Source organism: Pseudomonas sp. RT4P38, assembly GCF_054897765.1.
Genome location: NZ_CM142703.1, coordinates 4,225,323 through 4,238,179 on the forward strand (window position 1 = coordinate 4,225,323; position 12,857 = coordinate 4,238,179).

General features: G+C 59.4%; 11 protein-coding genes and 1 pseudogene. 2 read left to right on the forward strand and 10 right to left on the reverse strand.

What is annotated here, in order from left to right:
• The 9 genes from ACYZT7_RS19520 to ACYZT7_RS19560 form a co-directional block, all read right to left on the reverse strand.
• Nucleotides 1-2,394, reverse strand: a complete 2,394-nt coding sequence (locus ACYZT7_RS19520) for a fimbria/pilus outer membrane usher protein (RefSeq protein WP_462037850.1) — start codon at nt 2,392-2,394, stop codon at nt 1-3.
• Nucleotides 2,395-2,442: 48 nt separating this feature from the next.
• Nucleotides 2,443-3,228 (reverse strand): fimbrial biogenesis chaperone, encoded by a 786-nt coding sequence (locus ACYZT7_RS19525; RefSeq protein WP_462037851.1) that lies wholly within the window; start codon nt 3,226-3,228, stop codon nt 2,443-2,445.
• A gap of 26 nt (nt 3,229-3,254) precedes the next feature.
• The gene (locus ACYZT7_RS19530; RefSeq protein WP_462037852.1) at nt 3,255-3,755 is read right to left on the reverse strand and encodes a Csu type fimbrial protein; all 501 of its coding nucleotides are present in this window, start codon (nt 3,753-3,755) and stop codon (nt 3,255-3,257) included.
• 4 nt (nt 3,756-3,759) lie between these two features.
• On the reverse strand, nt 3,760-4,296 hold the full coding sequence (locus tag ACYZT7_RS19535) for a Csu type fimbrial protein (RefSeq protein ID WP_462037853.1): 537 nt from the start codon (nt 4,294-4,296) through the stop codon (nt 3,760-3,762).
• Nucleotides 4,297-4,313: 17 nt separating this feature from the next.
• The gene (locus tag ACYZT7_RS19540) at nt 4,314-4,847 is read right to left on the reverse strand and encodes a Csu type fimbrial protein (protein ID WP_462037854.1); all 534 of its coding nucleotides are present in this window, start codon (nt 4,845-4,847) and stop codon (nt 4,314-4,316) included.
• Nucleotides 4,841-5,341, reverse strand: coding sequence for a Csu type fimbrial protein (locus ACYZT7_RS19545; protein WP_462041831.1), 501 nt, complete (start codon nt 5,339-5,341; stop codon nt 4,841-4,843). The genes ACYZT7_RS19540 and ACYZT7_RS19545 overlap by 7 nt, the downstream gene beginning before the upstream one ends.
• An 847-nt stretch (nt 5,342-6,188) precedes the next feature.
• Complete coding sequence (locus ACYZT7_RS19550) at nt 6,189-7,322, reverse strand: DmpA family aminopeptidase (RefSeq protein WP_462037855.1); 1,134 nt, start codon at nt 7,320-7,322, stop codon at nt 6,189-6,191.
• Between the two features lie 65 nt (nt 7,323-7,387).
• On the reverse strand, nt 7,388-8,497 hold the full coding sequence (locus ACYZT7_RS19555; protein WP_462037856.1) for a polyamine ABC transporter substrate-binding protein: 1,110 nt from the start codon (nt 8,495-8,497) through the stop codon (nt 7,388-7,390).
• 140 nt (nt 8,498-8,637) lie between these two features.
• Nucleotides 8,638-9,453 carry a carbon-nitrogen hydrolase family protein gene (locus tag ACYZT7_RS19560; RefSeq protein WP_462037857.1) on the reverse strand — a complete coding sequence of 272 codons (816 nt, stop codon included), beginning with the start codon at nt 9,451-9,453 and terminating at the stop codon, nt 8,638-8,640.
• 133 nt (nt 9,454-9,586) lie between these two features.
• On the opposite strand from ACYZT7_RS19560, the gene ACYZT7_RS19565 reads away from it, so the two are divergent.
• A complete protein-coding gene (locus ACYZT7_RS19565) occupies nt 9,587-10,372 on the forward strand; it encodes a LuxR C-terminal-related transcriptional regulator (protein WP_462037858.1) in 786 nt (261 codons plus the stop codon).
• Between the two features lie 291 nt (nt 10,373-10,663).
• Here the strand turns inward: ACYZT7_RS19565 and ACYZT7_RS19570 are convergent.
• Nucleotides 10,664-11,083 (reverse strand): annotated as a pseudogene (locus ACYZT7_RS19570) (tRNA (adenine(22)-N(1))-methyltransferase); the annotation flags it as partial.
• A gap of 162 nt (nt 11,084-11,245) precedes the next feature.
• On the opposite strand from ACYZT7_RS19570, the gene ACYZT7_RS19575 reads away from it, so the two are divergent.
• Nucleotides 11,246-12,730 (forward strand): M15 family metallopeptidase, encoded by a 1,485-nt coding sequence (locus tag ACYZT7_RS19575; RefSeq protein WP_462037859.1) that lies wholly within the window; start codon nt 11,246-11,248, stop codon nt 12,728-12,730.
• Nucleotides 12,731-12,857 lie beyond the last annotated feature (127 nt).

A 12,857-nucleotide genomic window follows, 5' to 3' on the forward strand; every position in this document is an offset into this window, starting at 1 on the left:
TTATTGACAAACCAGCGGGCCAATCAGCGGCACCTGTTCCTGCTTGATGTCCAGTTCGAAGGTCGCCTGGCAGGTGTGGCCCTCGCCCACGGTCACTCGCAACGTGTTGTGCTCGGCCAGGCCCTCCAGGTAGACCAGGCCATCCCAGCCCACCACCGCCTGCGCGCCGCTTTGCTCATGCTGCACCAGGCTGCCCAGGGGCAGGTCCTGGTGCTGGGCATCCACCAGGGTGATGCTGGCCGCAATGACCCGGCGCACCGGAAACTCCAGCACGTAGCCGCTGCCTCGGCGAACCGCGACGCGTTGTTCGACCTGCGGGGTTTGCACGTTGGACGGCAGGTTCAACGGATCGATTTCATACTTGGCGCGGTAATAGGCGCTGCTCCAGGGCACCAGCAAATGCCCGTTGCGGTCGGTTTCCCCTATCTTCTGGTTCTCGTAGAGCACCGGCACACCGGCAAAGCCATCGGTACTGACCACCACAAAGGCGTCATTGACCCGATTGGCGGCGAAGACTTGCTTGTCCATCCAGACCAGAGAGCCGCTGGCGTCCGCCCAGCGGGTTTGCGCATCGCTGCTGCCATACACGCCAACCTGCAACTGCACCGACTGCAGGCGCCAGGTCAGGTCGGCCTGGCGATAGGCCGGACCGTCGCCACGGGCGTAGCCGAGGTTGTAGCCCACGCCACCGTCGGTGGGGACCGCACGGCTGTAGTTGACCCGTTGACGGTTTTCTCCGGCCTGGGTGCGTTCATTGCTCAGGCTCAGGCTGCCGTACATGTCGAAGGGAATCACCAGTTGCGCCTGCATGGCCCAGTTGCTGTCACCAATCTCGCGGTTGGCGGACAGGTAGAAACTGGTGTTGTGCCACAGCTGTTTACTCCAGGTCAGGTTCAACAGCCGCGTGCGTGAATCATCAGCCGCCTGCACATCAAAATAGCCGGCGCCAATGCTGCCGTAGCTGTCCAGATTCAGGCTCAGGGTCACCTGTTCGCTGCGCTTGCTGAGGCTGGCGTATGGCGTGTCGATCAGGGTCAGATCGGCGTACTGGTCACGGCGCCGTACCCTCTGGTAGGACAGGCTGTAGCGCTGGTTGCTGTACTGATATCCCAGGCTCAATTGCTCGCCTTTCTCGCCGTCGAACTGGCTTTGGCTGAGGGCCGTGTTGAGCACACCAAAGTTGCCCAGCCGCAGGTTGCCGCCCAACCCGCCCAGGGTCAGGGAATTGGAGGCTTCGGCATGGCTCTCCAGGGTAAAGGTGTCCGATACCCCGTAACGAAAACTGCCGCTGGCCACCCCGGGCCCATAGCCAAAATCCCGCACGGTGTAGTCCCGGCGCAGAGTACCGGCGGCCACCGAAAAATCCGAAAGGCCTTTTTGCAGCAGCGTACTGGTGACATAGAACGGCACCGTAGTCGAAACCTGCCGCCCCAGGGCATCCGTGGTGACCACCACCGCTTCGCCCGCACCGTTGATAAAAGGAATATTGGTCAGGGTGTAGGGCCCCGGCTGCAGGTCGGCACTGCTGGATTTATAGCCGTTGATAAACAGGTCCACCGACGATGGCACAGCAGCCTCACCGGTGAACTGTGGCAAGGGGTAGGTCACCAAGTCTGGGCGCACGGCAAAGTCCCGGGACAGTTGCACACCACCCAGGCGTACCGAACTGCTCCAGGGCAACGCACCGCTGATCACGTCGCCGGCCTCGTAAGTCAGCAGGCGTTCATCGTCGGAGAAGTGCCAGGTGGTGTCATAGCGCCGGTAGCCATTGTTCAGGGTGCTGCCTTCCACATGGGCACCCAGGGTGCTGCGGTACTGGCCGGTGTTGGACAGCGCGCCCCAGGTGTCAAACAGCCGCACTTCATTCCAGACGGCCAGGTAGGTACCGCTGTCGTCGGTGTCGTTGAGGTAGGCGTCATAGTTGAGCAAGGCGCCAAAACTGGTCATCGCCTGGGTACGCGGGTAGTTGCTGCGGTTGCCGATGAGCTGATCCGGCAACCAGGCTGGCGGCACATTCAGCAACAAACGTTGGCCCTGACTGTCGTAGTCACTGTGCAACCCGGCCAGGCTGTCGAGGGCGACTTCTTCGGTCACGCCAGCGGGCAGTTTCATACCCACGTCACGCAAGGTGGCCGCCGGCAGAAACAACCGTTCGGCACGCTGATTGACGGCGACCACCCGGCCGGTGTCCATCTGGTTGACCACAAGTTCCAGAAACAACTGTGCATCGGCAACAGCCTCCATATTGCCGGGGGGGGGCGGCAACGCAGCGGCCATGCCCAGAGGCGCGAACACCAAGCCATACAGGTAACTCACTGCCAACACCGATCGCCACAGATAACGATGCCGATCATGGCTCATGAAGGCTTTGTGTCCTTCAATGGACATCTCCATCCTGTTAAAAGCAGGGGCTGCCCCTGCATCACGCTCCAGACCGTGGCACTACCGTCCTGGCGTAATGTTTTCCACGTTTGTTGCCCCGTTGATCCGCACCCGCAACGGCTGATCGGCCGGCACCGTCTCCGGTACCGGCCAGCGCATGGTCGCGCCCGGCAGCACGTAGCCGAGCAAGCCCTCCACCAGCGGCCGAGGCTGGCCGCCCTGCTTGAGCGTGGCATCAGTCAGCCGGGCGTGCACCGCGCCTTGATTGCGCATTTCCACATAGTTACGCCCAGCGACGGTGACCTTCTTCCAGCTCAGATCAGGCTTGCCCGCGCCTTTCGGGTCCCGCTGGCGGGTGCTGTCGTCCTTGCTCCACAGGCCGGGGCCATAAACAAACAAGGGCACCGAATAACGCATCTGAAAGCGGATGGCAGCAGCCGTCTTGCCATCGGCCGGTGGCGCTACCGGCGTCGCAGAAGGAATTTCATCGATGATGATCCGATAGGCCAGCTCCTGGCCCGGCGGCACTTCCCGGGTTCGGGTCAGGCGCACCAGTTGCTTCTGCCCAGGTTCGATCTTGGCCACCGGCGGGCTGCCAATCACGTCGCGCTGGTTCTGGTATTGATCATCAAACCCGCTCTGGCTCCAGGCGAACACACGGATTTGCAGGTTGGCAGTCTCGGTGCCACGGTTCTCCAGCCACAACGCGCTGGCCTGTTGATCCGCTTCCAGAACCGGATCAATGGGCCAGATCAGCACGGAGCTGGCGGCCTGAACCTTTCCCATGCCCAATGCCACCAGCCCGATAAAACCCGCAACCCATAACCGCTGGGACGCTGAATACATAGACCCCACTCCTTATGCCAATAGCCTTACCACGACAGCTGCACCTGCAACACGTCGCTGTACGTCCCCCCAGGCTGATTACCCGGTAACTGCACCTGTCCGTAAATGGGCAGGGTGATGTTGTTGGCGTTGCTGTAGGCCACGCTGACGCTCTGGCTGATCCCCAGGCTCTGGCTCAGTGCGGCATCCTGAAACAACTGGTACGCCACCTGTGCGCTGCCGCTATTGAGCTGCAGGTGCCGGCCACTGCGGTTGTACAAACCGCCATCGACACTCATGTTCAGGGTCACTCCCGGCGTGCATTGCAAGGTCACACTGCCGTTCAGCGGCACGGAGACGCTGCTGGTGGATAACGCCGAATAGGTACCGAAGGTCAGACTGCCATAGTTCGACCCACCGCCGACCACCAGGCAACCCGGCGTGATCGTCGCGCTGACCTGGAATGTCTGGCTGGTGACCGCCAGCAGTGACAGCGGCATCCCCCAGCCGATAACCACCGCCGCCGTCGTGTACCAGACGCCCTTCATGGCTCTAGAACGTCAGCTGCACGGATACCGTATCGGTGTAAGTACCGGCCGGCAGCCCCGTCTTGCCCACGGCTTGACCGTAGATATTCACGGTTTGCGCCAGGCCGGTGCTCGCGCCCACGTTGATCGTTCCGTTGATAGCCAGGAGCGTCGAATGCCCGGAGTCGGTGTAGAAGTCATAAGGCACATAATTGGCAACGCCGTCGTACAGTGCCCGGGTACCGCCCGGCGATTGGCCGTCATAGGACCCTGGGCCCACGGTGATCACCGGCGAGGTGCCCGAAGAACACTGAATGGACAGGGCGCCCCCACCGCCGCCCAGCACTTGGCCGTTGGCCGTGGTGAACTGGCTGTTGGTGGTACCAAAATTGAGCGTACCGAAGTTCAAGCCCGTGGTACCGCCCACCCCATTGACCAGGCAACTGTTGGTCAATATCAGGGTGGAACTGATCTGCCCGGTCACGGTGGTCGCCGCCTGAGCGCTGGAGACCAACACCAGCGCCATCAACGGAAGGCCTACTTTCGAGACACGTGCATGCATGATGTTCTCCTCATGGTTTACCAATCCAGTGTCACCGTCAGGGTGTCTGTGTAGATCCCGGCCGGTAAGGCCCTGGTATTCGCCTCCACCGAGCCGAATACCGGAATCGGTATTTGTGTGCTCTTGGTCACGACGAAATTGCGTTGTTGGCCGATGCTGTAGCTGTTGCGACCGGTAGCATCGGCAGAAAGACGATAGGGAATGGTCTGTCGACCATTGCTCAGGCGCCGGGTGCTGCCGTCGCCATGGGCACCACCATCGATGGTCACAGTGAAGCTGCTGACCGACGGGTTGCAAGAGACCGCCAACGGTGCCCTGTCACTGATCTCGGCACTCGGGCGGTTGTCCCAAGTCGGGCCACGGTTGCCGAAATCCAGCACCGCCACCCGGCCGTCCGGGCTGACCGGGGCGCTGTCGGTGCCTTTGCTCACCTCGCAGCTGGCGGTGATCACCAGCCGCGCGTGAATCTGCCCGCTGACGGCAGCGTCGGCGTCATCGGCCAGCAGCAAGAGGCCGGCCAGCGCCGCGAAGGCCCAACGGCGGGCTACCATGTCACCGTCACCTTGAGCAGGTCGGAATAGCGCCCAACCTGGGGAATGTCCTTGAGCGGCTCAATACGCCCGTAAAGCGGTAAATCCACCGACCCTGAATCCGGTACACGACCGCTGACCGGCACATCCACGGCCAGAGGGATTCGCCGGGCGGCGTCGGTATAAATCCGATAGGGAATGGGTTTGGATGACGCAGACGCGGCAGCCAGGTAACGCACTTCGCCAACGCCACCGTGCAGGCCACCGTCGACTCGTACCTGATAGGGCGTATCCGGGTTGCACTCCAGGCGTGGTTGGCGTTGGCTGATCAGCGCGGCACTCAACGGGCCAGCGGGGTCATCCAGGCGCGGGCCGCTGCCAAAATCCAGCACCCCAAGTTGTTCGATACCGGTACTGCGAGTGGTACCCACCAATTGGCAACCACGCTGCACGTCAATGCGCACCTCCACTTGGAGCTGTGCACCGTATACCGTGTTGCAGAGCATCGCGCTCATGACTGCCAAGACTGTGTGTTCCTTCACTGCCCCAATCCTTGTACAGGGGTAATTGCTGTGTATGAGGTTAGCAACGCAGGGGGGATCTGCCAGTCGGATCAGGTCTTGACGCCGGGCGTGGGGTGCGGCTGACGCACTGTTCAGCGCGAAGCAAGTAAGCAGGCAAATGTCCAGCAGCAGCGGAGTCCGTGGCGCTAAGGAAGGTCTGAAGTACCCACCGATTTTTCATGCCCTCGCTACTTAAGGCTCAAAAAATTATAAGTCGGTCGATAATCAGACCTTTCTTGCCCTTAATTCGGTTTCACTACGCGCACCTCCAAATAACAACACTCAATGGAGATCGCCGCGCACTTCCTGCTCTTGGAGACATATTGAATCTTCGCCAACACCTGTCCTATGGTTTCTTTGTACGACCAGTGACCGCTTCACTCCCTGAGGAAGTCAGTCGCGACAGGCAGAAATCGGTCAATAGCAGTCATTCAAAACTGTCGACATCAACGTCGGTGATTTCGGCAGGCGGTGTCCGATAGACGAGTTTGCGAACGCCAGAGAAGACGATTGCCCGCTGTTGATGCGCCGTGCTGGGTCGTCGTCCACGATGATCATTTGCTCCGAGGAGAGAAGTGATATTTCTTAATTTGCATTCACAATTCAGGTCATTACCCGACCAGCATTGCCGCAGTAGGACGCCTGCATTCTTAAGCCTACCCAAGAGCCGACGGCTCTCACCTAAACGTCGCGTGAGCCCTAAGCCGCGATGTCTTTCCTGTAACCTGACGATGCAATCAATGTGCTCGAGGTGGCATGAACGCGAAACACGCACACCACCTCAATACCGCTAAATCAGTTAGCCATTCGCCGCTCCCGGCCAGCCGGCCAGATGCAAGGCTTTGAGCAACGTCTCGCAATCCAGCCCCGGCACGGCATGCCCATTACCTTCAGCCGTCTCGCTAGCCAGTAACGCATTGATGATCGCTTCCTCGACCGCTTCTGTGGCGGCCAGGAACAGTTCGCTGATGTGATCGTTATTCACCATGCGCAGGTTGTCGCAGGTCGGCGCTTTCTTGCTTTCATAAGCGGCGGGCGGCATGTCGTTGCCTGTCGCGAAGGCGATGAAGATGTCGCCGCTATGGTCTTCGTTGCCACCGCCAGTGCGCGCCAGGCCGAGGCTGGCGCGCTGGGCCAGGCGCGTGCACTGGTGGGGCAGCAGCGGTGCGTCGGTGGCCAGGCAAACCACAATCGAACCCATGCCCGGATGCGGCAGCGAGGCCTTGAGAAACGGTGAATCGGCCTTTTCCATGTAGCGTCCGACCGGGTAACCATCGACCCGCAACTCGTTGCGTATGCCGTGGTTGGCCTGGACGATAGCGCCGACGGTCCAACCGCCTTGGGCACTGCTCAGCCGCCGCGAAGCCGTACCTATTCCACCCTTGAATTCATGACAGATCATGCCGCTTCCGCCACCGACGTTACCCTCGGTGACCGGCCCACCAATCGCTGTGAGCAGGGCTTCGGCAACATGTTCGGGCTTCACATGAAAGCCGTTGATGTCGTTGAGCAAACCGTCGAAGGTTTCCAGCACGACCGGCATGTTCCAGTAGAGTCGGCCGTCATCCGGTTGCTGTTCACGATCCAGCATAACCAGCGCATCGCGCACCACGCCCAGGCTGTGGGTGTTGGTGAAGGCGATGGGACTAGTCAAAAGACCCGCTTCGCGAATCCATTCCAGCCCCGTGGCATCGCCATTGCCATTGAGCACATGGACGCCCGCAAAGCACGGCTGCTGGCAGGTCGAACCGGCTCGCGGTTCAATAATGGTTACGCCGGTCAGGATGTCGCGGCCGTTGGCGGACTTTCCGCACACATTACTGTGGCCGACCCGTACGCCTGGCACATCGGTGATGGCATTGAGTGGGCCGGGCTGCAATTGGCCGAACCGAATACTCAGATCGCGGGCACGTGGTTTCGTCATGTCTTTCATGATTTTCACTTTTGATGGGCTTTATAAAATGGCTTTGATAGGCATCGGGACAGCGAGTCCGCCAATCAAGTGCCGGTCTTGACGGTGTTCCAGGCGCGGGTGCGTACACGCTCCATCTTCAGCGGAAGTGGTTCAAGCGGAAATAATGTGTCCAACACCTGCTTCGACGGATACACCCCGGGGTTGTCGCGGATTTTCTGCTCGACAAGCGCGGTAGCATCCTTGTTGGCGTTCGGATAGCTCAGGTAGTTGGATGCCTGCGCGATGACTTCGGGGCGCAGCATGTAGTTGATGAAGGCCAACCCTTGCTCCGGGTTGGGTGCGTCGTTGAGTTGCACCAGACTCTCCACCCACACCGGTGCACCTTCGCGGGGAATGCTGTAAACGAGGTTGCGATGGTTGCCAGCCAGTTCGGAAGCCTTTTGCGCATCGGCAACACCTCCGCCCCAGCCCAGCACGACGCAGATGTTGCCATTGGCCAGATCAGAGATGAACTTGGAAGAATCGAAGTAGACGATATGCGGGCGCAGTTTCAGCAGCAGTTCCTGGGCTTTTTTGTAATCCTCCGGGTTCTGGCTGTTGTAAGGCAGTCCAAGGTAGTGCAACGCGATAGGAATGACCTCGCCAGGGGCGTCCAGCATGGCCACACCGCATTGACTCAGTTTGGCCAGATTTTCTTCCTTGAAAATCAGGTCCCAAGAATTAACTGGCGCATCGGGGCCGAGTATCGATTTAACCTTGTCCGCGTCATAGCCGATGCCAGTGGTACCCCACAGATAAGGGGCCGCATAGCTGTTCCCGGGATCGTTGCTCTGCAACTTGGCGAGGATGTCGGGGTCGAGGTGGGACCAGTTGGGTAGCTTTGAGCGATCCAGTTTTTTGAGCACACCCGCTTTGATCAGGTTCGGTAGCAGGTCGCCACTGGCAACGACTACGTCATAGCCGCTACGGCCGGCCATCAGTTTGCTTTGCATGACGTCGCTGTTGTCGAACACATCGTACACAGCGCTGATGCCCGCTTCTTTCTGGAAGTCTTTCATCGTGTTCGGGGCAATGTAGTCATACCAGTTGTAGATGTGCACGCTCGATTTGGCAGGCTCATCGGCCTTGGCGCAGACTAGGCCGAAACTGAAAAGCGGGACCAGAACGAATTGCATGTAGCGAGTCGATTTCATCGGGATGCTCCAGAGCATTAGCGCCGGGTCCAAGGACACGAGCACTGCTCCTGCTAGTTTGTGATTTTTTGTTGTGTCAGGGTCGAAATGAGAAGCAAGATGGAACAACGCTGTGGTGTGGTACACCCCTCGCGCCTGGTTCAGGGGATCAGTAGCTCACGTCGACCATCACTGTGCTCAATCTGCTCACCGGTCAGGAGCAGGCGGCGGTCAGTGAGGTAGTCATAGTCGCGGCGGGCAGTGCGCAGCAGGTCGAGATCCAGCTCTACCACCTGACGGCACTCTGCGCGCCCTGCTTCGAATAGCGTGCGCCCAAAGGGATCGATTGCCGCACTCCCACCGGCAAAAACCAGGCCTTCATCGCCGTCGCCGACTCGATTTACCATCACCGCGAATGCCTGGTTTTCTTGAGCGCGAGCCATGATCGCGGTGCGGTGGACAGGGCCGTAGGGATCCATGTTGCCGTTAGTGACAAGGATCAGCTCGGCGCCGAGTTGGCCGAGGGCTCGAGCACTTTCCGGCAACTCAATGTCGTAGCAAATCAGGATGCCGACACGGACTCCATTCCAGAGCGCAGTGGCATAGCGGTCTCCCGGTTGGAACAGGCCGCGTTCCGACGGCCAAAGGTGCGTCTTGCGATAACTCAAGGCGATCCCTTGTGGGGTCACCAGTAGGGAGGTGTTATAGAAAGTGCCGGAGTCGTTCTCAGCCATGCCAACCACCACCGAGACGTTCCTTTCGCGTGCGGCGCGCTGCACAGCCTGCACACTTGGCCCGTTCAGGGGCTCGGCGACTTCGGCGAGTTGTTGCGCGCTGGCGAATCCCATCAACTGGGTTTCTGGAAAAATCAGCAGATCGGTATCTGCTGCGCAGGTAGCAATAGCCTGCAAGGTACGCTCTAGGTTATAAGCGGTATCGCCATCGCGACCGGTAAGTTGTACGAGTTCAATCTTCATCGGTAATCCTTTCACGTGTACGTGGGCTCGCAATCGTCATACTAAACAGCACCCGCCAGGGCTGGATGGAGTATGGAGAGCCATAAAACGGAAAGTAATCACATCGATGGGGTAACCCCGTATGGGTAGAAACGTGAGCATTACATTGCAGGACATGGCCTGGCACCAGGCGATTGGCCGGCTGATTGAGGCACTTGACCGTCCTAATTTCTGGTTGGCCCTAGTGCGTCTGCTCGATAGATACATTCCGGTGGACAGTTGGGTCGTGCTGATTTTCAGCAATGGCCGTCCGCAGGTGCTTGCAGAATGCCCAGGCAAGGACGGCGGTCCAGACCCGCTCTTTCAGGATTACCTCAAAGGCCTGTATCTGCTCGACCCCTTTTACTTGGCCAACCGAGAAGCACCGCAGAACGGTTTGTTTTGGCTAGCCGACGTGGCGCCGGAGTGCTTCGAACAGACCGACTACTACCAACGCTACTTCCGCCTCAATGTCGTTGCCGACGAAGTGCATATCAACGTCCAGCTCGACGCGAAACGCACCCTCAGCCTGTCGCTGGGAAGCGAGGGCCTCTTCAGTCCAGAGCAGATTGCTCTGCTCACCCTCGTCCAGTCTTGGGTTGCCGCTCTGATGCGTCAGCGCATGGCATTCGAACGGGAGGTGCTGGAGCAGACCGCGTCGCCAACACCAAGCTGGCAGAGCTGGCTGGATTCCACTGACCAGCAGTTGGACACGCCGCTCTCCGCCCGCGAACTGGAAGTCGGCCGGTTAATGCTCAGCGGCTGCTCGAACAAAGAGATCGCGCGCAAGCTGGCGATTTCCGCCGAGACTGTGAAGGTCCACCGCAAGCACATGTACAGCAAACTCGGGATTAAATCTCAGTCCGAGCTGTTCTCACTGTTTCTGAGCGCGCAGAGCTGAAGCCGTAGTTTCATGATGGCGTCAGCTCCCAAGACAATCGGCTTCGTCGCGGCGTCGCTTCCACATCAGGCGAACGCCTACCTCCCTCTCAAAGTCAGGCGTTACTGCGCAAAGACTGAACGACAGCTATGGGTCGATTTCAGTCAGTCGCGACGGGCAGAAAACGGCCAGAAGCTGTCATTCAACTGTGTCTAAGAATTTGAGGGCAATTCAAATTGGCCCTCGCTTCGTCTTAGGCTTTGTACGAAAAGTGCTTACGCGTCGACTTTTCGTACAAACCCTAGACCTGGCTCAAGCCAGCAGCTCGGTGATCCACCGGGCCTGCCGGGCGATGTCTTGCACCTTCTCCTCGGGCACAGCCTGCCGCGCTCGGGCGAAGTGGGTCAGGGTCTTCTGCTTCTGGCGCAGCATGCGCTGCCACTTGACCAGGAACGCCGGGCTGCGTGCCTGCATCTGCAGCGGGCCGAAGTACAGTTCCTCGGCGGTGTACATCACCGGCCCGGCGCGCTCGGCGACGATGATTTCGTAGTCGAAGCACTTTTCCCGCAGCAGTTCCTCGCAGAGGATGCGGTAGCCATTTTCCATCAGCCATTGGCGCAGTGGCGGCTCGCCGCCGTTTGGCTGCAAGATCAGACGCGCCTTGCCGCTGTCGAGGATGTCGAGGATGTCGCGGATCGTCTCGCCGCCCATGCCGCAGATGCTGATCGCCGCTGACTGAAACGAGGGTTGGCTACCGCTTTGTTCCTTACCGGCCCATTCAGCCAATACGGCGCTAAATAGGCGCGGCTGGTGCAACGGGTCGTGCGTTGCTACTGTCACCGACTCGAACCATTGCCTGATCTGGCTTGAGAACCGGCCACTTTGGAGCATCGCATGCGCCCTCTCTGCAACTTCCTGCCCTCCTCGTCACTGTTTTCGTTTCGTACGCTCAGCCTGCTCGCGCGGCCCTGGCTGCAATTGGCCCTGTGCCTGAGCATTGTCGTGCCCTGCATGGCCGGTGCAGAGCCACGACCCGAGAACATGGTTTATTTGCGCACGATTGATCCGGGCATTGAGCAAGACATCCGCTATGCCAGCGCGCACAACTTCACCGGGCACTCACTCGACGGTTACACCGCTGGGGAGTGCCTGTTATCGCTGGACGCTGCCAAGGCCCTCGCTCGGGTACAAATGGCATTGCAGGCGCAGGGCTACGGTTTGAAAGTTTTTGACTGTTATCGACCGAGCCGTGCCGTCGCCGATATGGGGCGTTTCGCGACGGAGCCGGGTGACCCACGCAAGGCCGAGTTCTATCCGCGCGTGGACAAGCAGGACTTCTGGCGTCTGGGTTACGTGGCACGGGTGTCGAACCACTCCAAAGGCTCAACCGTGGATTTGACACTGACCGGTCCGGATGCCCTGCCCGCCGATACCTGGACGCCATCAGCCAATCAAGTCGATTGCACGGCACCCTATGGCCAGCGTTGGCGCGATGGCGCACTCGATATGGGTACGGGTTTCGATTGCTTCGATGAGCGAGCGCATACCGACAACACGATGATCAACGCTGCCGCCAGGGACAATCGCCAGAAGCTCAGCAGGGCCATGGAGAAAGAAGGGTTTACCGGGTACTCGAAGGAATGGTGGCACTTCACATACAGTGGAGAAAGTTCGCCGAAGAACGTCATGGACTTCCCCATTACGCCGCTGGGTGCAAGCGATGCTCTCGACACCAGCCATCAGCTGATTGTGGTCACCACAAAAAACTGGACTGACATCCAGGGCACTGCCCAGCGTTACGAACGGCAGGGAAACACCTTTCGAAAATACGAAGCACCGTTTCCGGTGGTGGTCGGCAAGAGCGGGCTGGCGTGGGGCAAGGGTCTTAGCGGTGTTGAGCAACGCGAAGGTCCGGTCAAACGTGAAGGCGATGGAAAAACGCCTGCCGGGGTATTCAAACTGGGGACGGCTTTTGGCTACGACAGCACGGCCGACACCCAACTGCCTTATCTTGCGCTGACATCGACCATCGAATGCGTGGATGACAGCCACTCCGCACGCTATAACGAGCTTGTTGACGGAGCGACTGTATCGAAAGATTGGAACAGCTCCGAACGTATGCGTCGCGATGACGACACGTATCGAAAAGGCATTTTCATTGAGCACAATATGCCGGCGTCCCCCGCCTCGGGCTCGTGCATTTTTTTTCACATCTGGCGCGCTCCCACGTCCCCGACGCTTGGCTGCACAGCCATGGATCAAGCCGATATTTCTCGCTTGTTCAATTGGCTGGATCCTCGCCAGTCCCCTCTGCTGGTTCAAATGCCCGAGGTGGAGTACGAGCATTTTCGCAAACGCTGGAATCTGCCCAAACGCTGATACCGTCGACTCAGGCCACCTGAGCGATAGCTGCCCCCATTGATACAACACCGTTACGCAGGCTGTTACTTCATGATCTGCACCGGCGCCCATGACCCTCCCGACTGTAACGCCAAGACACTTCGCC